Here is a 21,449-nt window from a genome sequence, read left to right as displayed (position 1 = left end):
CCGGACACAACGATCGATTCCACTCACCGGACACGGCCGAATGGTTTCCGCACCCGGCTCCGCTGGGCACATGATCGATCACGGTGCGTCACACCGCCCGACCTGGGGTGACGAGGGCCGTCGGACAGGGAACAACCGGAAGAACGGGGACGGGCCCCCGGATCGCTGGGAGGGTCGCCATGACGGCGTGGCAGGAGCTGAGTGCGGGCACGGCCCGGGAGGCGCGGTCGGCCGCCCGGTGGAACGGCTCGGCGCCCCGGCCCGAGGCCGCCCCGCCCTGGCCGGGCAGCTGGCAGCCGCTGGGCGCCCGGTTCCGCACCGACCCGGACGGCGGCCGGGGCACCAACTTCGCGCTCTGGGCACCGGGCGCCGAGGCGGTCGACCTGTGCCTGTTCGACGAGCGCGGCCGGGAGAGCCGGCACCGGCTGTCCGAGCAGACGTACCAGACCTGGCACGGCTACCTGCCGGGCGTGCTGCCCGGCACCCGCTACGGCTTCCGCGTCCACGGCCGGTGGGACCCGTGGACCGGCGTCCGGCACAATCCCGCCAAACTGCTGCTCGACCCGTACGCCCGGGCGATCGACGGCGCCTACACCGCCCACGACGCGACCTGCGGGGCCGTGCGCAACTGGCCCGAGCGGGACGTGGCGGACACCGTCCGGGACGACCGGGACTCCGCGCCGTACGTGCCCAAGGCCGTGGTGGTGGACGACGCCGACGACTGGTACGACGACCAGCGGCCGAAGACCCCGTGGGCCGAGACGGTGCTGTACGAGCTGCACGTGCGCGGCTTCACGATGCGCCACCCCGAGGTGCCGCCCGAACTGCGCGGCACCTACGCGGGGCTGGCGCACCCGGCGGCCCTCGCGCACCTGACGCGGCTGGGGGTGACGGCGGTGGAGCTGCTGCCGGTGCACCACCACGTCAGCGAGGACCACCTGCAGGCGCGCGGCCTGGTCAACTACTGGGGCTACAACACGCTCGGCTTCTTCGCCCCGCACGCCGGCTACTCGGCGAGCGGCAGCCGGGGCCAGCAGGTCGGCGAGTTCAAGCGGATGGTGCGGGCGCTGCACGCGGCGGGCATCGAGGTGATCCTCGACGTGGTCTACAACCACACCGCCGAGCAGGGCGTGATGGGCCCGACGCTGTCCTTCCGCGGCATCGACAACGCCGGCTACTACCGGCCGGACCGCTCCCGCCGCGGCTACGCCGACTACACCGGCTGCGGCAACACGCTGGACACCCGCCGCCCGCAGGTGATCCGGCTGATCACCGACTCGCTGCGGTACTGGGTCGCCGAGATGGGCGTGGACGGCTTCCGGTTCGACCTGGCGGCCGCGCTGGCCCGCGGCGGGGACGGCGTGGAGATGGAGCACCCGTTCCTGGCCGCCGTCTCGCAGGACCCGCTGCTCAGCCGGGTCAAGCTGATCGCCGAGCCGTGGGACGTCGGCCCGGGCGGCTACCAGGTGGGCGGCTTCCCGCCGCTGTGGGGCGAGTGGAACGACCACTACCGGGACACCGTCCGGGACTTCTGGCGCGGCGCCCGGCCGGACGTGCGGGAGCTGGCGACCAGGCTGTCCGGCTCCTCCGACCTGTACCAGCGCGGCGGCCGCCGCCCGTACGCCTCGGTCAACTTCGTCACCGCGCACGACGGCTTCACCCTGCGCGACCTGGTCAGCTACGACCGCAAGCACAACGGGGCCAACGGCGAGGACAACCGGGACGGCACGGACGACAACCGCTCGTGGAACCACGGCGCGGAGGGCGACAGCGACGACCCGGCGGTCCGCTCGCTGCGGGTGCGCCAGCTGCGCAACCTGCTGACCACGCTGCTGCTCTCCAGCGGGGTGCCGATGCTGACCGCGGGCGACGAGATGGGGCGCACCCAGGGCGGCAACAACAACGCGTACTGCCAGGACAACGCGACGAGCTGGCTGGACTGGTCACTGCTGGACGACCCGGACTGGCGCTCGCTGGCCGAGCTGACCGCCAAGCTGGTGCACCTGCGCCGGGCGCACCCGGTGCTGCGGCAGCGGGCGTTCTTCTCCGGCCGCCCGGCCGGGCCGGACGGTCAGCGGGACTTGACCTGGCTGACCCCGGCGGGCCGGGAGATGACGGACGGGGACTGGTTCTCGCCGGGGCAGGCGCTGGCGATGCGGCTGTCGGGCGGCGCGATCTCCGAGCGCGACGAACGGGGCCGCGAGGTGCGGGACGCCGACTTCCTGCTGCTGCTGAACGCCGCCGCCGAGCCCCGGCGCTTCACCCTGCCCGCGCCGCACGTCCCGGTGCTGGACACCGCGCTGGCCGGCGAGCCGGACGCGGCGCCGGTGACGGAGGTGCTGCTGACCGGCCGTTCGGCGGTGCTGCTGACGGCGGGGTGAACGCGCGGGGCCCGGCGGGGCGTTCAGGGCACCGGGCGGCCGGCCTCGGCGTTCTCCGGCGCACCCGGCGCACCCGGCGCACCCGGCGCACCCGGCCTGGCCGGTTCCCGCCGACAGGGGCAAAAAACCGGGTGAGAAATGTCAGCGGCACGGCCTACCCTCTCGGCGATGGCCGAGAACCAGACCTCAGCTCCGCCCACCCCCGCGGATCCGAACACCCCGTCAACAGGCGGCCCGACAGGTTCACCCGTACCGGCACCCCGGTCCGCGGTGCGCTCGCTGCTGCGCCTGTGGCCCTACGCGCGCGAGGCCCGCTGGCGGATCCTCGGCTCGATGACGGCCGCCGGGATCGCCTCGCTCAGCGTGCTGGCCGTCCCGGTCGTGCTGCGCCGGATCGTCGACGGCCCGGTCGCCCACCGCGACCTGTCCGGCCTGTGGCCGCTGGCCGGCGCCCTGCTGCTGCTCGGCGTCGCCGAGGCCGTCCTGTTCGGCGTCCGCCGGGTGATCGTGGCCCGCCCGCTCGCCCGGGTCGAGACCAGGCTGCGCGGCGAGCTGTTCGCCAAGCTGCAGCGGCTGCCGATCTCCTTCCACGACCGCTGGCCCTCCGGCCAGCTGCTCTCCCGGGCCACCTCGGACCTGTTCGTGCTGCGGCTGTTCTTGGCCTTCCCGCTGGTCTTCCTGGTGGTCAACTCCACGGTCTTCCTGACCGGCACCGCGCTGATGTTCGTGCTGGACTGGCGGCTCGCCCTGATCACCCTGCTCCCGGCGATCCCGCTGATGTTCTTCACCCGCCGCTTCGAGGCCGGGTACTCGGCCGCCTCCCGGCTCGCCCAGGACCAGAACGGTGACCTGGCGACCGTGGTCGAGGAGTCGGTGCTCGGCATCCGGATCCTCAAGGCCTTCGGCCGGCACCGCACCATGGCCGAGGAGTTCCGCGACCGCAGCGCCGCCCTGCGCGAGACCGAGCTGCGCAAGGCCGGCCTGCTGGGCGACCTGTGGGCGGTCATCGTCGGCCTGCCCGAACTGGCGCTGGGCGGCGTGCTGGCCGCCGGCGCCGTCCTGGTCGCCCACGACCAGCTCTCGGTCGGCACCCTGGTCGCCTTCCTGTCCACCGCGATGGCGCTGCGCTGGCCGGTCGAGTCGATCGGCTGGCTGCTCGGCTTCGCCGCCGAGGCCGCCAGCGCCGCCAACCGCTACTTCGAGGTGATGGACGAGCCGGAGCCCGTCGACCCCCCGTCCGGCCGCGCCCCCTCCGCCGACCTCGGCATCCGCTTCACCGGCGTCCGCTTCCGCTACCCGGACGCGCCGGAGGGCTCCCCCGACCTGCTGGCCGGCGTCGACCTGCACGTCCGCCCCGGCGAGACGCTCGCCCTGGTCGGCGCCACCGGCAGCGGCAAGACCACGCTCACCGCGCTGCTCCCCCGCCTGTACGAGCCCACCGCCGGGTCGATCACCCTGGACGGCACCGACATCCGGGACGTACCGCGCGCCGAGCTGCGCCGCCAGGTCGCCGTCGCCTTCGAGGACCCGACGCTGTTCTCCGCCACCGTCGCGGAGAACGTCCTGATGGGCGCCCCCGACGCCACCCCCGAGCAGGTCGCCGCCGCCCTCGCCACCGCGCAGGCCGGCTTCGTCGACAAGCTCCCCGCCGGCCTGGACACCGAGGTCGGCGAGCAGGGCCTGAGCCTGTCCGGCGGCCAGCGCCAGCGCCTCGCGCTGGCCCGCGCCGTGGTCGGCGAGCCCCGCTTCCTGGTCCTGGACGACCCGCTCTCCGCGCTCGACGTGCACACCGAGGCGCTGGTCGAGCGCGCCCTGCGGGAGGTCCTGTCCGGCACCACCGCCCTGGTCGTCGCGCACCGCCCGTCCACGGTGCTGCTCGCCGACCGGGTCGCGCTGCTCGCCGACGGGCGGATCGCCGCCGTCGGCACCCACCAGGAGCTGCTGCGCTCCTGTCCCGCCTACCGGGCCCTGATGTCCGGCGAGCCCGAGCTGGAAGGGGCGCTGGCCCGATGACCACCGCCGTCGCCGAACCCGTCACCGAGGAGGACGACCTCCTCCCCCCGGCCGCCGACAACCAGGACATCCCCGTCCCGCCCGGCGCCCCGCGCGCCCTGCTCGGCTCGCTGCTCGCCCCGCACCGCCGCCGGATCGCCGTCGCGGTGCTGGCCGTCCTGCTCCAGCAGGCCGCGCTGCAGACCGGCCCGCTGCTGGTCGCCTACGCCATCGACCGGGGCGTCCCGGCGCTGCGCGGGCACGACTGGGGGCCGCTGGTCGCCGTCACCGCCGCGTACCTCGGCTGCGCGCTGGCCGCGACGCTGCTGCAGCGGGCGTTCATCCGGCTCGCCGCCCGGATCAACCAGGACGTCCTGCTGGAGCTGCGCGGCCGGATCTTCCGGCACGCCCAGCGGCTCAGCCTCGACTTCCACGAGCGCTACACCTCCGGCCGGATCATCTCCCGCGCCACCGGAGACGTGGACACCCTGCGCGAGCTGCTCTCCGAGGGCCTGCAGGAGCTGCTGATGGTCTGCCTGTCGGTCGGTTACATCACCGTCGTGCTGGTGGTCGTCGACTGGCGCCTGGGCCTGGCCGCGCTGGCCTCCTTCCTGCCGATGTACCTGGTCATCAGGTCCTTCCGGCGCCGCTCCCAGCAGGTCTACCGCCGCTCCCGCACGGTCAGCGCCGGGCTGATCGTCCGCTTCACCGAGACCATGAACGGCATCCGCCCGGTGCAGGCGTTCCGCCGCGAGGCCGCCAACGACGAGGCGTTCGGCGCCGTCAACCGGCAGTCCGCCACCGCCACCGCGGACGGCCTGCTGGAGATGGCCAGGTACGTCTTCCTGTCCCGGCTGACGGCCAACGCGTGGATCACCGGCGTGGTCGTCCTCGGCGCCTTCCTGGTCACCGACGGCAGCCTCGAACTCGGCGTGCTCACCGCCTTCGTGCTCTACCTGCGCCGGCTGTACGACCCGATCGACCAGCTGGCGATGTTCCTCAACAGCTACCAGTCCGCGGCCGCCGCGCTGGAGAAGATCTCCGGCCTGCTCGCCCACGAGCCGTCGGTGCCCGAGCCCGCCGAGCCCGCCGAGCTGCCCGCCGCCGCCGGCAAGGGCCGCGAGGTGGTCTTCCGCGCCGCCGCCTTCGGCTACGCCGACGGCGAGCAGGTCCTCCCCCCGTTCGACCTGCGGCTGCCCGCCGGGCGGACCACCGCCGTGGTCGGCGCGACCGGCGCCGGCAAGTCGACGCTGGCCAAACTGCTCGCCCGGTTCTACGACCCGACCGCCGGCTCCGTCACGCTCGACGGGGTCGACCTGCGCGAGCTGTCCACCGCCGACCTGCGGGCCAACGTGGTGATGGTGACCCAGGAGTCCTTCCTGTTCTCCGGGACGGTCGCCGAGAACATCGCCGTCGGCAAGCCCGACGCCACCCGCGCCGAGATCGAGGCCGCGGCCCGGGCGATCGGCGCCCACGCGTTCATCGCCGCCCTCCCCGACGGCTACGACACCGACGTCCGCAAGCGCGGCGGCCGGATCTCCGCCGGCCAGCGCCAGCTGGTGGCCTTCGCCCGCGCCCTGCTCGCCGACCCGGCCGTGCTGATCCTCGACGAGGCCACCTCCTCGCTCGACGTCCCCGGCGAGCAGGCCGTCCAGCACGCCATGCGGACGGTCCTGGCCGGCCGCACCGCGGTGATCATCGCCCACCGCCTGTCCACCGTGGAGATCGCCGACCGCGTCCTCGTCATGGACCGGGGCCGCGTCGTCGAGGACGGCACCCCCGCCGCCCTGATCGCCGGCGAGGGCCGCTTCGCCACCCTGCACCGGACGTGGAAGGACAGCCTGGTGTAGCGGTCGGGCCCACCTCGCCCGCCGGAGGGCCGGCGTGAGGAGACGGCAACCACCGGGCAACTCCCGGGCAACACCCGGGAATCCGCGGCGCCCTAATTTCTGTCACCCGACAGAAAAAGCCTGCGGAAGGCCGGTACCCCATGACCACCAGCACGACGCCCGCCCTCCCGGTCGCCACCGGGGCAGTCGGCTACCCCCAGCAACTGCACCGCACCATCGGCCGGTTCGGCTCGTTCGCGGCCGGCTTCTCCTTCATCTCGGTCCTCACCACGGTCTTCCAGCTCTTCGCGTTCGGCTACGGCGCGGCCGGCCCCGCCTTCGCCTGGACCTGGCCCGCCGTGCTGCTCGGCCAGTTGCTGGTGGCCGCGTGCTTCGCCGAACTCGCCGCCCGCCACCCGTTCTCCGGCGCGATCTACCAGTGGGCGAGCCGGATGGCCGGCCCGGTGTACGGGTGGTTCACGGCTGGCTGATGGTGCTGGGCCAGGTCGTGGTGGTGGCCGCGGCGGCCCTCGCGCTGCAGGTGGTGCTGCCCGCCCTGTGGCCGGGCTTCCAGCTGCTGGGCGGCGACCCCTCCCCGGCCGCGGCGAGCGGCGCGGCGAACGCCGTCCTGCTCGGCGCCGCGCTGATCGCGCTGACCACGCTCGTCAACGCCGTCGACAACCGGGTGCTGACGCTGGTCAACGGCGTCGGGGTGACGGCGGAGATCGTCGGCATCGCGCTGATCGTGGCGGCGCTGTTCGGCCACGCCGAGCAGCCGGCGAGCGCGCTGCTGCGCACCGCGCCGGACGGCGGCGGCGGTTGGGCGCTGCTGGTGGGGGCGTTCACCGCGGCGTACGTGATGATCGGCTTCGACAGCGCGGGCGAGCTCTCCGAGGAGACCGTGGCCCCGCGCCGGACCGCGCCCCGGACGATCCTGGCCGCGCTGGCCGCCGCCGGTCTGAGCGGCGGGCTGCTGCTGCTCGGCGGGGTGCCGGCCGCCCCGAGCCTGACCCACGGGCGGCTGGCGGCGGAGGGACTGCTGTACGTGCTGACCAGCCGGCTGGGCGACGGGCTGGGCCGGGTGCTGCTCGCGGACGTCGCGGTCGCGGTGTGCGTGGGCACCCTGGCGATGCAGACGGCGGGCGCCCGGATGGTGTTCTCGATGGCCCGCGACGGTGCGCTGCCGGGGTGGCGCCGGCTGTCGGCGGCCTGCCGTTCGGCGTGATGCTGGTCGGCCCGGCCCGCACCGAGGAGCGGCCGGCCGCGCTCGCCCGGCCGCCGACCGCTCCGCCGGTGCGCCTGGCGGTGTTCGGCGCCCACCTGACCGGGCAGCCGCTGAACGGCCAACTGACCGCGTTGGGCGGCCGGTTCGCCGCCGAGGTGCGCACCGCCCCGGAGTACTGGATGTACGCGCTGGACACCGTCCCGCCCAAGCCCGGCCTGGTCCGGGTGGCGGAGGGCGGGGCGGGCCTGGCGGGCGAGCTCTGGGAACTGCCCGCCGCCGGCCTGGGCGCACTGCTGGCCGCGCTGCCGCACCCGATGACGCTGGGCTCGGTCCGGCTGGCGGACGGTTCGACCGCGCCGGGCTTCCTCTGCGAACCGGCCGCGCTGGCGGGCGCGGTGGACGTCACGGCGTCCGGCGGTTGGGCCGCCCACCTGGCCGGACGCCGCTGAGCTCTCACCGACCACCCACCAGTCGGCCCCTTTCAACCAGCTCGTCCAATTCTTGCAATCCCTGTTGAACATATTGCTGCCGAATATCGGCGTCGTTACGATCCCGGGTCGTCGGGTCGCGGACCTGACAGGACGTCGTCAACCGGGCGGAGGCAACGGCATGGTGGTATCGCGACGGGTGTTCCTACAGGCGGCCGCGGCAGCGGGCACGCTCGGGGCGGTGGGCCTGGGCGAGGGCCTGACGGCGGGCGCGGCCCGCGCCGCGAGCGCGCCGGGCGACGTGGTCGGCAAGGTGACGGTCGGCTACCAGGGCTGGTTCGCCTGCCCGGGCGACGGCGCCCCGATCAACGGCTGGTGGCACTGGGCCCGCAACTGGGGCGCCGCCCCCTCCCCCGCGAACAGCGCGATCGTCGCCTGGCCGGACGTCCGCGAGTACCCGAGGACGTACGCCACGGCCTTCGCCGACCTGGACAACGGGCAGCAGGCCGCCCTGTTCTCCTCCTACGACCAGTCCACGGTCGACCTGCACTTCCGCTGGATGAAGCAGTACGGCATCGACACCGCCGCCCTGCAGCGCTTCAACCCGACCGGCGGCGAGGGCCCGACCCGGGACGCGATGGCGGCCAAGGTGCGCGGCGCGGCGGAGTCGCAGGGCGTGAAGTTCTACGTCATGTACGACGTCTCGGACTGGACGGGCATGCAGTCGGAGATCAAGACCGACTGGACGAACAAGATGCGCGCCCACACCGCCTCACCCGCGTACGCCCGGCAGAACGGGAGGCCGGTGGTGTGCGTCTGGGGCTTCGGCTTCAACGACGACCAGCGCCCGTTCACCCCGGCGCAGTGCCAGGACGTGGTCGACTGGTTCAAGGCGCAGGGGTGTTACGTGATCGGCGGGGTGCCGACCTGGTGGCGCACCGGCGACCGGGACTCCCGTCCGGGCTTCTCGGACGTCTACCGCTCCTTCGACATGCTCTCGCCCTGGATGGTCGGCCGGATCGGCACCGCGGCGGACGCCGACAACTTCTACAACGTGGCGACCCTCCCCGACCTGGCGGAGTGCGCCGCGCACGGCATCGACTACCAGCCCTGCGTGCTGCCCGGCGGGGTCGGCGACCGGCAGCGGGCGCACGGCGACTTCATGTGGCGGCAGTTCTACAACATGGCCCGGGCCGGGGTGGCGTCCGCGTACGTCTCGATGTTCGACGAGTACAACGAGGGCAACCAGATCGCCAAGACCGCCGAGTCCCGGGCCTGGGTGCCCGCCGGATCCGGGTTCCTGGCGCTGGACGAGGACGGCACCGCCTGCTCCTCGGACTACTACCTGCGGCTGACCGGCGACGGCGGCCGGATGCTCAAGGGGCAACTGCCGGTGACGGCGGCCCGCCCGACCCAGCCGTTCCCGACCGCGCCGGACACCACCGCCCCGAGCGCGCCGGGCGGCCTGCGGGTGACCGGGCAGAGCGCCACCACGGTCTCGCTGGCCTGGAACGCCGCCACCGACGACGTGGGCGTCACCGGCTACCGGGTCCGGCTCGGCGGCGCGCCCGCGGCCACCACCACCGCGACCTCCTGCACCGTCACCGGCCTGTCCGCGTCCACCGCCTACACCTTCGACGTGCAGGCGCTGGACGCGGCGGGCAACGTCTCCCCCGCCTCCGCCCAGGTCACGGCGACCACCTCCGCCACCACCGTCCCCACCGGCAACCTGGCGCTGCACCGGCCCACCGCGGAGAGCGGCCACACCCAGGTCTACGGCTCCGGCAACGCGGTGGACGGCGACCCGAACAGCTACTGGGAGAGCCCCAACAACGCCTTCCCGCAGTGGCTCCAGACCGACCTGGGCACCGCCCTGCCGGTGCGCCGGATCGTCCTGTCCGTCCCGCCCGCCGCCGCCTGGGCCACCCGCACCCAGACCGTCGAGGTGCAGGGCAGCACCGACGGGACGGCCTTCACCCGCCTGCTGGCCCCCGCCGGCCACGTCTTCGACCCGGCGGGCGGCAACACCGCGACGCTCACCCTCCCGACCGGCACCACCGCCCGCCACGTCCGCCTGGTCTTCACCGCCAACACCGGCTGGCCGGCCGGCCAGGTCGCCGAACTCCAGGTCTACGCCTCGTAGTCCGCCGTGACGGCGCTCCCGGGGTCCGGCGCCGCCGGGAGCTCCGCCGGGTCGGGGGCGCGACGGGGGGAAACCCCTCGCCGCGCCCCCGGCCCGGCCACTAGCCTCGCTCCGTGAACGACCCGACGGCCGGCGACCCCGGCGAACCCGACGTCCGCAGCCCGCTGCGCTACCTGTGCTGGCTGGCCACCAGCCAGCTCCGCCGCTCGCTGGCCGGGACGTTCTTCGGCACCGCCTGGATGCTCGGGCTGACCGTCCAGCCCTACCTGCTCTCCCGCGCGGTGGACGACGGCCTGCGCGCCGGCCGGACCGGACCGGTCCTCGGCTGGTCCGCCGCGATGCTCGGCTTCGGCCTGCTCAGCGCCGCGCTCGCCTGGGGCCGGCACCGCACCATGACGCTGGTCCGCAGCGACGCGACCTTCCGCACCGTCGCCGTGGTGCTGCGGCACAGCACCCGCCTGGGCGCGGCGCTGCCCCGGCAGGTGACCGCGGGCGAGGTGGTCACCATCGGCATCTCCGACGTGGCCCGGATGTCCCTGGCGCTGACCTTCGTCGGCCCCGGCGTCGGCGCGGTGGTCTGCTACCTGACGATCGCCGCGCTGCTGCTGGCGCTCTCCCCGCTGCTGGCACTGACCGTCCTGCTCGGCCTGCCGCTGCTCGGCCTGGCGGTGCGCCCGCTGTTCGCCCGCCAGCGCGCCGCCGAGAACCGCTACCGCGACCGCCAGTCCCGGCTGACCGCCCGCTTCGAGGACCTGGCCGGCGGCCTGCGGGTGCTGAACGGCCTCGGCGGCAAGGACGTGTACGCCGCCCGCTACCGGGACGACTCCCGGCTGCTGCGCGCCGAGGGCTACCGGGTCGGCGCCGTCACCAGCTGGATCCAGGCCCTCGCCGGCGGCCTGCCCGTCCTGCTGCTGGCCGCCGTCACCTGGCTCGGCGCCCGCCTCGCCGTCTCCGGCCAGCTCACCCCGGGCCAGCTGGCCGCGGCCTTCGGGTACACGGCGGTGCTGGTCGCCCCGGTCTACTTCCTGCTGGAGAGCGGCCAGGACATCGCCCGCGCCCTGGTCTGCGCCCGCCGGGTGGTCGACTTCCTCTCGCTCGCCCCCGAACCCGACCCGGGCACCGCCGGACCGCCGTCCGGGCAGGCCGGGTTGACCGACCCGGAGTCCGGCGTCCGGCTGCTCCCCGGCGCCTTCGACGTGCTCGCCTGCGCCCGCCCCGCCGACAGCGCCGCGGTCGCCGAACGGCTCGCCCGGATCGCCCCCGGCACCACCGCCGAGTGGGGCGGCACCCCGCTCGCCGACCTGCCGACGGCCGTCGTCCGCGACCGGATCACCCTGGCCGAGAACGAGGCCGCCCTGTTCGCCGGCACCCTGCGCGAGACCGTCCGCGGCCGCACCGACGCCGACGACGCCACCCTGCTCGCCGCGATCGGGGCCGCCGCCGCCCGGGACGTCCACGACGCCCTCCCCGGCGGCCTGGACGCCCCGATCGCCGCCGGCGGCCGCGACATCTCCGGCGGGCAGCGCCAACGCCTGCGCCTGGCGCGCGCGTTGACCGCCGACCCGGAGTTCCTGCTGGCCGTCGAACCCACCTCCGCGGTCGACGCCCACACCGAGGCCGCGATGGCCGCCGGACTGCGCGCCGCCCGGGCCGGCCGCACCACCCTGCTCACCAGCACCTCCCCGCTCCTCCTCGACCGCGCCGACACCGTGCACTACCTGGTCGACGGCAAGGTCGCCGCCACCGGCACCCACCGCGAGCTGCTCCGCACCCACCCCGGCTACCGCGCCCTGGTCGCCCGCGACGCCGACTCCCCCGCCGAGGAGCCCAGTTGACGGCCCGACCGGCGAGCCCCGCCGAACACCCGCGCCGCGCACCGGAGTCGGCCGCCGCCCGCACCGCCCGCGCCCACCGCCCCGGCCGCACCCACCGCTCCGGCCGCACCGGCCGCACCGGCCGCACCCACCGCCCCGCCGAGGAGGACAGTTGAGCACCCTGCCGATCGCCGGCACCCGCCAGGTCCGACGGGCCGCCGTCGCACTGGTCCGGGCCGACGGCCGCGCCTTCGCCGCCGTCCTCGCGCTGAACGCCGCGGCCGCCCTGCTCGGCCTGGCCGGGCCCTGGCTGCTCGGCCGGATCATCGACCGGGTCGCCCGGGCCACCACCGCCGAGGTCGACCGGCTCGGCCTGCTGCTGCTCTGCTGCGCCGTCGCGCAGATCCTGCTCAGCCGGCAGGCCCGCTACCTGGCGCACCGGTTCGGCGAGCGCTCCGCCGCCAAGGTCCGCGAGCAGTTGCTCGACCGGGTCCTCGCGCTGCCCGCCGCCACCGCCGAGCGCGCCGGCACCGGCGACCTCACCGCACGCGGCACCGCCGACGCCACCGCCGTCGGCGAGACGCTCCGGGACGCCGCCCCCGAACTGCTCGTGGCCGGCGCCCAGGTCGTGTTCATCCTCGGCGCGATCCTCGTCGTCAGCCCGCTGCTGGGCGGTTGCGGACTGCTCGCCGTCCTCGGCACCGCCCTCGGCTCGCGCTGGTACCTGCGCCGCTCCCGCCCGGCCTACCTCGCCGACCGCGCCGCGACCGCGGGGCTGGCCGAGACGCTCTCCGCCACCGCGAACGGCGCCCGCACCGTCGACGCCCTCGGCCTGGGCGAGCGCCGCCTCGCCGCCGGCCGCGAGGCCGTCACCACCGCCCACCTGGCCCGGATGCGCACCCTGTACCTGCGGCTGCGCTACTTCGCCGCCATCAACCTCTCCTACACCCTGCCGGCCGTGCTGGTCCTCCCGCTCGGCGCCGTCCTGGTCGCCCACCACGCGGTGACCCTGGGCGCGGCCGTCTCCACCGCGCTGTACCTGCAGCGCGTCACGGACCCGCTCGACACCATCGTCATCCTGCTGGAGGGCCTGCAGAGCAGCACCGCCGCGTACGCCCGCGTCGAGGGCCTGGCTCCCGCGCCCGTCCCCGCCCAGACCCGCGCCGAGGACCCCGCCGGGGAGCACGGGCCCGCCGACGACCGGATCCGGGTCACCGGCGTCCGCTACGCCTACCCGGACGGGCCGGACGTCCTGCACGGCCTCGACCTCGACCTGACGCCGGGCGAGCGCCTCGCCGTGGTCGGCCCCTCCGGCTCCGGCAAGACCACCCTCGGCCGGCTGCTGGCCGGTGTCGACCGCCCCCGCAGCGGCAGCGTCACGGTCGGCGGCGTCCCGCTCGCCGACCTCGCCCCGGAGCGGCTGCGCCGCCAGGTCGTCCTGGTCACCCAGGAGCACCACGTCTTCCTCGGCACCCTCCGGGACAACCTGCGGATCGCCGCCCCCGGGGCCGACGACGCGGCGCTCACCGCCGCGCTGGACTCCGTCGGCTGGCAGCACGACCTGCCCGACGGCCTGGACACCGAACTCGGCCCCACCGCGGTCCACCTCGACGGCGCCCGGTCCCAGCAGCTCGCCCTCGCCCGGGTCATCCTGGCCGACCCGCACACCCTGGTCCTGGACGAGGCCACCGCCCTGCTCGACCCCGCCACCGCCCGCCACACCGAGCGCGCCCTGGCCGCCGCCCTCGCCGGCCGCACCGTCATCGCCATCGCCCACCGGCTGCACACCGCGCACGACGCCGACCGGGTGGCCGTCCTCGCCCAGGGCCGCCTCACCGCCCTGGGCTCCCACGAGGACCTGCTGGCCGCCGGGGGCCCCTACGCCGCCCTCTGGCACACCTGGCGCACCGCCTGAAACCGCCGGCGGGGGCCCGGAACGGCCGCGCGCCGCTCCGGACCCCCGCCGGGCCCGTCCCTCGTGCCGGACGGCTACCTGAGCACCCCCGCGTCCATCCCGCCGGTCTCGGCCGGCGCCGCCAGCAGCCCCAGCTCGGCCACCGAGGCCAGCCTCGGGTGGGTGGGCAGGACGCGGACGGTGTACCCGAAGGGGCCGGTGCGGGAGAGTTCGAGGTGGCCCTCGTAGCGGATCCGCCCGTCGAGGTCGGTGCCGCCGCCCGCCGGCTTGAGCGCGAGCGTGGTCGCCTCGGAGATCCGGTCGCTCTCGTCGACCCGCCCGGAGACCACCTGCACCTCGACGTCCTCGGGCCGCAGCCGCCCCAGGTTGACCTGGACCCGCAGGGCGAGCGTCGCGCCGAGCTCCTGGGCCTCGCCCACCCCGTCCGCCTCGACGTGCTCGACCCGCACCGCGGGCCACGCCTCCCGGACGCGGGCCTTCCAGCCCGCCAGGTCCTTCGCCGCGGCGTAGTCGCCCGCCGGGCCCTCCAGCCGCCGCTTGGCCGCGGCCGCCGGGGCGTACAGCCGCTCGACGTACTCGCGGACCATCCGGCCGGCCAGCACCTTCGGGCCGAGCGTGACCAGGGTGTGCCGGACCATGGAGATCCACCGGTGCGGCAGGCCGTCCGCGCCCCGGTCGTAGAACCTGGCGGCGACCTGGTGCTCGATCAGGTCGTACAGCGCGGCGGCCTCGATGTCGTCGCGCCGCTCGGCCTCCTTGCTCTCCGGGTCGACCACGCCTTCCCCGGTGCCGCCGTCGGCGGTGGGGATGGCCCAGCCGTTCTGGCCGTCGTACCACTCGTCCCACCACCCGTCGAGGATGGACAGGTTGAGGCAGCCGTTCAGCGCGGCCTTCATCCCGGAGGTGCCGCAGGCCTCCAGCGGGCGCAGCGGGTTGTTCAGCCAGACGTCGCAGCCGGGGTACAGCGTCTTGGCCATCGCCATGTCGTAGTCGGGCAGGAAGACGATCCGGTGCCGCACCGCGGGGTGGTCGGCGAAGGCGACCAGCTTCTGGATCAGCCGCTTGCCGCCGTCGTCGGCGGGGTGCGCCTTGCCGGCGATGACGATCTGCACCGGCCGCTCGGGGTCGAGCAGCAGCGCCCGCAGCCGGGCCGGGTCGCGCAGCATCAGGGTGAGCCGCTTGTACGAGGGGACGCGGCGGGCGAAGCCGATGGTCAGCACGTCGGGGTCGAGGACGCTCTCCGTCCAGCCCAACTCGGCCTCCCCGGAGCCGCGTTGCCGCCAGGAGGCGCGCAGCCGGACGCGGGCCTCCTCGACCAGCTGGGCGCGCAGCGAGCGGCGCAGCTCCCAGACCTCGGCGTTGCCGATCCGCTCCAGGCCGGTCCACTGGCCGGCGGTGCCGACGGCCATCGCGGCCTCGGCGCGCTCCTGGCCGATCTCGGTGGCGCCGAGCCGGACGACGGCGGGGTCGATCCAGGTGGGGGCGTGCACGCCGTTGGTGATCGAGGTGATCGGGACTTCGGGCGCGTCGAAGCCGGGCCACAGGCCGCGGAACATCTCCCGGCTGACGGCGCCGTGCAGGGTGGAGACGCCGTTGGCGCGCTGGGCCAGCCGCAGGCCCATGGCGGCCATGTTGAACAGCTTGGGGTCGCCGCCGCTCCAGCTCTCCGCGCCGAGCGCGAGCACCTGGTCGACGGGGACGCCGGGCAGCGCCGCGTCGCCGCCGAAGTGCCGGGCGACCAGCTCGCGGTCGAAGCGGTCGATGCCGGCCGGGACGGGCGTGTGGGTGGTGAACACGGTGCCGGCCCGGACGGCCTCCAGGGCGTCGGCGAAGCCGAGTCCGGGGTGGGCGGCGGTGAGTTCGCCGATCCGCTCCAGGCCGAGGAAGCCGGCGTGGCCCTCGTTGGTGTGGAAGACCTCGGGCTCGGGGTGGCCGGTGAGTCGGCAGTAGGTGCGCACGGCGCGGACGCCGCCGATGCCGAGCAGTATCTCCTGCAGCAGCCGGTGCTCGCTGCCGCCGCCGTAGAGCCGGTCGGTGACGTCGCGTTCGGCGGGGCTGTTGGCCTCGACGTCGGAGTCGAGCAGCAGCAGCGGGACGCGGCCGACCTGGGCGCGCCAGACCTGGGCGGCGAGGGTGCGGCCGCCGGGGAGGGCGAGGTCGATCCGGCAGGGGGTGCCGTCCTCCTCGCGGAGCAGCGTGACGGCGAGCGCGTCGGGGTCGAGCAGCGGGTAGCGCTCCTGCTGCCAGCCGTCCCGGTCGAGGGACTGCCGGAAGTAGCCGTGCCGGTAGAACAGGCCGACGCCGATGATCGGGACGCCGAGGTCGGAGGCGGCCTTGAGGTGGTCGCCGGCCAGGATGCCGAGGCCGCCGGAGTACTGCGGCAGGGCGGCGGCGATGCCGTACTCGGGCGAGAAGTAGGCGATGGCGGCGGGCAGCGCGCCGTCGGGTTCGTCGGGGTCGGTGGCGCCCTGGTACCAGCGCGGGCCGGTGAGGTAGTCGCGCAGGTCGTCGGAGAGGTCGCCTAGGCGGCGCAGGAAGCGCCGGTCGCCGGCGAGCGCGGCGAGTCTGGTCGCGGGGACTTCGCCGAGCAGTCGGACCGGGTCCTCTCCGACGGCGGCCCAGACGTCCGGGTCGACGGAGCGCAGCAGCTCCCTCGTCTCGGGGTGCCAGGACCAGCGGAGGTTCAGCGCGAGCTCGTGCAGTGGTTGCAGTTGTTCGGGCAGGACGGTGCGGACGGTGAACCTGCGGATTGCCTTCACGCCAAGGAGCGTAGCCCCGGACGAGCGCCTGAAGGGGCGTCAACCGGCGGGCGTCACACCCGTTCGGAGCAGTGTTGAGATCGTTCCGGGCGCGTGGTGGCAAATCCCGGCGCGCAGGGGGCGCACGCTGGGAAAAGTCGCGCCGCCAGGTGTGAACTTCTGGGAACGGAGGTGTTTCGGGTGTCTGTTTCACTGTTGCATACCGGCTGAAACCGCGCGCCTACCCACACGTAGCCCTTGCCGGTGGTGCGAGGATGCAACAAGGTCGTGAGTGCCGCTGGTGCGCGATCGGGTGGTCGCCCCCTGCTGCCTCGGCTGCTGCATGCCCTTGTTGACGAACCCTCACATTCCTTAGCCCATTCGGCCCCAGTCGCCGCGTCTTCGCGTGTCCTTGTTCCCTGCCGGGTCGTTTTCCGGTGGGTTGGATCACGCGGGGGGCGTGCACCGAGCAGCGCGCGCCGGGACACGCGCGTCCGGCTCGGCGCGTCGGCGCGCGGCCGTGCACCGGTGGGCGGGATTGCCCGGGCCGTCGGCACGGGCAGGCTCCGGTCGCACGTCCTTCCTCACCCCTGTAGTCCTCCCGGTACTCCCTCGGCGCCGCTGCCTCGGGAGCTGCCGCCGATCTCGGGCAGGAGCATTGGCATGCACGGCGACACGCGGGACCAGTCCACGGTGCCGACGGACGACGCACCCGACACCCCGTCGACCTCGTCGACCCCTGGGGCGCCGTCGGGCACCCCGGCGGCCGGGGAACCCCCGGTACCGGCCCCGCGCACCGGGGCGGCCCGTCGGAAGGCCGCCGAACCGGCCGCCAAACGCGCGGCGGGCACCCCCCGCAAGGCCGCGGCCAAACGGACCACCACCGTCAGGTCCACCACCACCGCCGCCACCGCCGCGGTCGGCGAGGCAGCCGGCGCGGTGGCCGGGGCGGTGGCCGCCGGACCCGCCAGGAAGACCGCCCGGAAGACCGCCGCGGCGCCCACCGACCCCGCCGGGACGTCCGCGCGTCCGGCCGCCAAGCGCGCCGCCGCCCGTCCCGCCCGCAAGACGACAGAGAGCGACACCGTGATCGGCCGCATCCCCGTGCTTGACGTGACCCCGCTCGTCGACGCCGGCCGGCGTCCGGCCAAGGCCGTGGAGGGGGAGCGCTTCCTGGTCTCCGCGACGGTGTTCCGCGAGGGCCACGACGCGGTCGGCGCCAACGTGGTGCTGCGCGACCCGCGCGGCCGCAGCGGCCCGTGGACGCCGATGCGCGAGCTGTCCGAGGGCAGCGACCGCTGGGGCGCCTACGTCACCCCGACCGCGCCGGGCCGCTGGTCGTACCTGGTGGAGGCCTGGTCGGACCCGGTGGCGACTTGGAAGAAGCACGCGGCGGTGAAGCTCCCGGCCGGGATCGACACCGCGCTGGTGCTGGAGGAGGGCGCGCAGCTGCTGGAGCGCGCCGCCGCCGGGGTGCCGAAGAAGGACGGCCGGGCCCAGGTGCTGGCCGCGGTGGACGCGCTGCGCGACACCGGCCTGCCGCCGCTGAGCCGCTACGCGGCGGCGCTGGACCCGGAGGTGACGGCGCTGCTGGCCCGCCACCCGCTGCGCGAGCTGGTCTCGGCGACCCGCCCGCAGCCGCTCCAGGTGGACCGCAAGCGGGCGCTGTTCGGCTCCTGGTACGAGTTCTTCCCGCGCTCGGAGGGCGCGGTGGTCGACCCGTCGGGCGTCGAGCCGCCGGTCTCCGGCACCTTCCGGACGGCCGCCGAGCGGCTGCCCGCGGTGGCCGCGATGGGCTTCGACGTGGTGTACCTGCCGCCGATCCACCCGATCGGCCGGGCCCACCGCAAGGGCCCGGACAACGCGCTGACGGCCGGTCCGCGCGACGTCGGCTCGCCGTGGGCGATCGGCTCCCCGGAGGGCGGCCACGACGCCGTCCACCCGGACCTGGGCACCCTGGAGGACTTCGACCACTTCGTGGCGGAGGCGGGCGCGCTGGGCCTGGAGGTGGCGCTGGACTTCGCGCTCCAGTGCTCGCCGGACCACCCGTGGGTGCACAAGCACCCGGAGTGGTTCAGCCACCGCGCGGACGGCACCATCGCGTACGCCGAGAACCCGCCGAAGAAGTACCAGGACATCTACCCGGTCAACTTCGACCAGGACTTCGACGGGATCGTCCGCGAGACGGTGCGGATCCTGCGCTTCTGGATGGCCCGCGGGGTGCGGATCTTCCGGGTCGACAACCCGCACACCAAGCCGGTGAACTTCTGGGAGAAGGTGCTCGCGGACATCGCCCGCACCGACCCGGACGTGCTGTTCCTGGCGGAGGCGTTCACCCGCCCGGCGATGATGCACACCCTGGGCAAGGTGGGCTTCCACCAGTCCTACACGTACTTCACCTGGCGCAACACCAAGGCCGAGCTGACCGAGTACCTGACCGAGCTGACCGGCGAGGCGGCCGCCTACATGCGGCCGAACTTCTTCGCCAACACCCCGGACATCCTGCCCGAGTACCTCCAGCACGGCGGCCGGGCCGCGTTCGCGGTGCGCGCGGTGCTGGCGGCGGCGCTCTCCCCCAGCTTCGGGGTGTACGCGGGCTTCGAGCTGTTCGAGAACGAGGCGGCGGCGCCCGGCTCGGAGGAGTACCTGCACTCGGAGAAGTACGAGCTGCGCCCGCGCGACTGGTCCCGGCAGGACTCGCTGGCGCCGCTGCTGACCGCCCTGAACCGGCTGCGCCGCCGGCACCCCGCGCTCCAGCAGCTGCGGGACCTGCGCTTCCACCCCGTCGACAACGAGCGGATCATCGCGTTCTCCAAGACCGCCGTCACCGAGGACGGCCTGGAGGACCACGTGATCTGCGTGGTCAACCTGGACCCGCACCACGTCCAGGAGGCCACGGTGACGCTCGACGCGCCGGGGCCGCTGACGGTGCACGACGAGCTGACCGGCGCCACCTACGCCTGGGGCCGTCACAACTACGTCCGGCTCGATCCCTCTTCCGGGCCGGCCCACCTCCTCACGGTTCGGAGGAACCCGCAGTGACAGTCAACGAGCCCGTCCCCGACACCTTCGCCGACACCCCCGCCCGGGACCGCGACCCCGAGTGGTTCAAACGCGCGGTCTTCTACGAAGTGCTGGTGCGCTCGTTCCAGGACAGCAACGGGGACGGCGTCGGTGACCTCAAGGGGCTCACCTCGCGGCTCGACTACCTCCAGTGGCTGGGCGTGGACTGCCTCTGGCTGCCCCCGTTCATGAACTCCCCCCTGCGGGACGGCGGTTACGACGTCTCGGACTACCAGTCGGTACTCCCCGAGTTCGGCAACCTGGCCGACTTCGTGGAGTTCGTCGACGCGGCGCACGCCCGCGGCATGCGGGTGATCATCGACTTCGTGGTCAACCACACCAGCGACCAGCACGCGTGGTTCCAGGCCTCCCGGAGCGACCCGGACGGGCCGTACGGCGACTTCTACATGTGGGCCGACGACGACAAGCAGTACCCGGACGCGCGGATCATCTTCGTCGACACCGAGTCCTCCAACTGGACGTTCGACCCGGTCCGCAAGCAGTACTACTGGCACCGCTTCTTCAGCCACCAGCCGGACCTGAACTACGACAACCCGCGGGTGCAGGAGGAGGTGATGGCCGCGCTGAAGTTCTGGCTGGACCTCGGCATCGACGGCTTCCGCCTCGACGCGGTGCCGTACCTGTACGCCCGCGAGGGCACCAACTGCGAGAACCTGCCGGAGACCCACGACTTCCTCAAGCGGGTCCGCAAGGAGATCGACGCCAACTACCCGGACACCGTGCTGCTGGCCGAGGCCAACCAGTGGCCGGAGGACGTGGTGGACTACTTCGGCGACTTCGGCTCCGGCGGCGACGAGTGCCACATGGCGTTCCACTTCCCGGTGATGCCGCGGATCTTCATGGCGGTCCGCCGGGAGTCCCGCTACCCGGTCTCCGAGATCCTGGCGAAGACCCCGGAGATCCCCTCGGGCTGCCAGTGGGGCATCTTCCTGCGCAACCACGACGAGCTGACCCTGGAGATGGTCACCGACGAGGAGCGCGACTACATGTACGCGGAGTACGCGAAGGACCCGCGGATGCGGGCCAACGTGGGCATCCGCCGCCGGCTCTCCCCGCTGCTGGAGAACGACCGCAACCAGGTCGAGCTGTTCACCGCGCTGCTGCTCTCGCTGCCCGGTTCGCCGGTGCTGTACTACGGCGACGAGATCGGCATGGGCGACAACATCTGGCTCGGCGACCGGGACGGCGTCCGCACCCCCATGCAGTGGACGCCGGACCGCAATGCGGGTTTCTCGTCCGCCGACCCGGGCAGGCTCAGTCTGCCGCCCATCATGGATCCGGTGTACGGCTTTCAGGTGACCAACGTCGAGGCGCAGCAGAGCAGTTCGAGTTCGCTGCTGCACTGGACGCGTCGCATGATCGAGATCCGAAAGCTCAACCCCGCGTTCGGCCTCGGCAGCTACACCGAGCTGCCCTCCAGCAACCCCGCGGTGCTGGCCTTCGTGCGCGAGTACGAGGGCGACCTGGTCATGTGCGTGAACAACTTCTCGCGGTTCGCGCAGCCGACCGAACTGGACCTGCGGCAGTACGGGGGGCGGTACCCGGTCGAGCTGATCGGCGGCGTGCGCTTCCCCGCCATCGGAGAGTGGCCGTACCTGCTGACGCTGGCCGGCCACGGGTTCTACTGGTTCCAGCTGCGCCAGGACCGGACGAAGCCGTCCGGGACGCGGTAGCGGCCGGAGCGCCGCAGCACGTCCACGAAGTAACGATCCCTCAGGCCCCGAACGGGACGTCACCCTCCGTGGGCGCGCGGGAAGCCTCGCGCGCCCCCGGGGGTCTTCGCACCACCGCGTACGGAGAACAGCCCAACGGCCACCCACACGAAGGCGTGACACCGAGCCGCTGCTCGCGTGCCGTCGCCGCCGCGCCGCCGAAATCCGGAAGACTGCTGGGCCCGGCC

General features: G+C 74.4%; 11 protein-coding genes and 1 pseudogene. 11 read left to right on the top strand and 1 reads right to left on the bottom strand.

Annotated elements, in window-relative coordinates:
- Nucleotides 1-179: 179 nt before the first annotated feature.
- The 9 genes and pseudogenes from glgX (at nucleotide 180) to OO48_RS11255 (ending at nucleotide 13,727) form a co-directional block, all read left to right on the top strand.
- Nucleotides 180-2,381 (top strand): glycogen debranching protein GlgX, encoded by a 2,202-nt coding sequence (gene glgX / locus OO48_RS11290; RefSeq protein ID WP_033214789.1) that lies wholly within the window; start codon nucleotides 180-182, stop codon nucleotides 2,379-2,381.
- A 168-nt stretch (nucleotides 2,382-2,549) separates the two neighbouring features.
- Entirely contained in the window at nucleotides 2,550-4,394 is a 1,845-nt protein-coding gene (locus OO48_RS11285; RefSeq protein WP_063830659.1) for an ABC transporter ATP-binding protein, read from the top strand.
- The gene (locus OO48_RS11280) at nucleotides 4,391-6,223 is read left to right on the top strand and encodes an ABC transporter ATP-binding protein (RefSeq protein ID WP_033214786.1); all 1,833 of its coding nucleotides are present in this window, start codon (nucleotides 4,391-4,393) and stop codon (nucleotides 6,221-6,223) included. Before OO48_RS11285 ends, OO48_RS11280 begins: the two co-directional genes overlap by 4 nt.
- A 140-nt stretch (nucleotides 6,224-6,363) precedes the next feature.
- Nucleotides 6,364-7,406: pseudogene (locus OO48_RS34365) on the top strand (amino acid permease); the annotation flags it as partial.
- A 20-nt stretch (nucleotides 7,407-7,426) separates the two neighbouring features.
- Nucleotides 7,427-7,876: an allophanate hydrolase-related protein gene (locus tag OO48_RS11270; protein WP_425338533.1), complete on the top strand. Its 450-nt coding sequence runs from the start codon at nucleotides 7,427-7,429 to the stop codon at nucleotides 7,874-7,876.
- A gap of 160 nt (nucleotides 7,877-8,036) precedes the next feature.
- On the top strand, nucleotides 8,037-9,998 hold the full coding sequence (locus OO48_RS11265) for a discoidin domain-containing protein (protein ID WP_033214784.1): 1,962 nt from the start codon (nucleotides 8,037-8,039) through the stop codon (nucleotides 9,996-9,998).
- Nucleotides 9,999-10,111: 113 nt separating this feature from the next.
- Entirely contained in the window at nucleotides 10,112-11,833 is a 1,722-nt protein-coding gene (locus OO48_RS11260) for an ABC transporter transmembrane domain-containing protein (RefSeq protein ID WP_033214782.1), read from the top strand.
- Nucleotides 11,830-11,988, top strand: a complete 159-nt coding sequence (locus tag OO48_RS38190; RefSeq protein WP_157845427.1) for a hypothetical protein — start codon at nucleotides 11,830-11,832, stop codon at nucleotides 11,986-11,988. Before OO48_RS11260 ends, OO48_RS38190 begins: the two co-directional genes overlap by 4 nt.
- Nucleotides 11,985-13,727, top strand: coding sequence for an ABC transporter ATP-binding protein (locus OO48_RS11255; protein WP_033214780.1), 1,743 nt, complete (start codon nucleotides 11,985-11,987; stop codon nucleotides 13,725-13,727). The genes OO48_RS38190 and OO48_RS11255 overlap by 4 nt, the downstream gene beginning before the upstream one ends.
- Nucleotides 13,728-13,801: 74 nt before the next feature.
- Here OO48_RS11255 and glgP read toward each other — a convergent pair whose 3' ends face one another.
- Nucleotides 13,802-16,486 (bottom strand): alpha-glucan family phosphorylase, encoded by a 2,685-nt coding sequence (gene glgP, locus OO48_RS11250; protein WP_033214778.1) that lies wholly within the window; start codon nucleotides 16,484-16,486, stop codon nucleotides 13,802-13,804.
- Nucleotides 16,487-17,551: 1,065 nt separating this feature from the next.
- Between glgP and OO48_RS11240 the strand changes: the two genes are divergently transcribed.
- Nucleotides 17,552-19,507, top strand: a complete 1,956-nt coding sequence (locus tag OO48_RS11240; protein WP_033214901.1) for an alpha-1,4-glucan--maltose-1-phosphate maltosyltransferase — start codon at nucleotides 17,552-17,554, stop codon at nucleotides 19,505-19,507.
- Complete coding sequence (gene treS, locus OO48_RS11235) at nucleotides 19,504-21,222, top strand: maltose alpha-D-glucosyltransferase (RefSeq protein WP_033214776.1); 1,719 nt, start codon at nucleotides 19,504-19,506, stop codon at nucleotides 21,220-21,222. The genes OO48_RS11240 and treS overlap by 4 nt, the downstream gene beginning before the upstream one ends.
- Nucleotides 21,223-21,449: the final 227 nt, after the last annotated feature.

It is taken from the genome of Kitasatospora phosalacinea, from assembly GCF_000716545.1.
Classification (GTDB): Bacteria; Actinomycetota; Actinomycetes; order Streptomycetales; family Streptomycetaceae; genus Kitasatospora; species Kitasatospora phosalacinea.
This window is presented reverse-complemented; position numbering and strand designations above follow the sequence as displayed.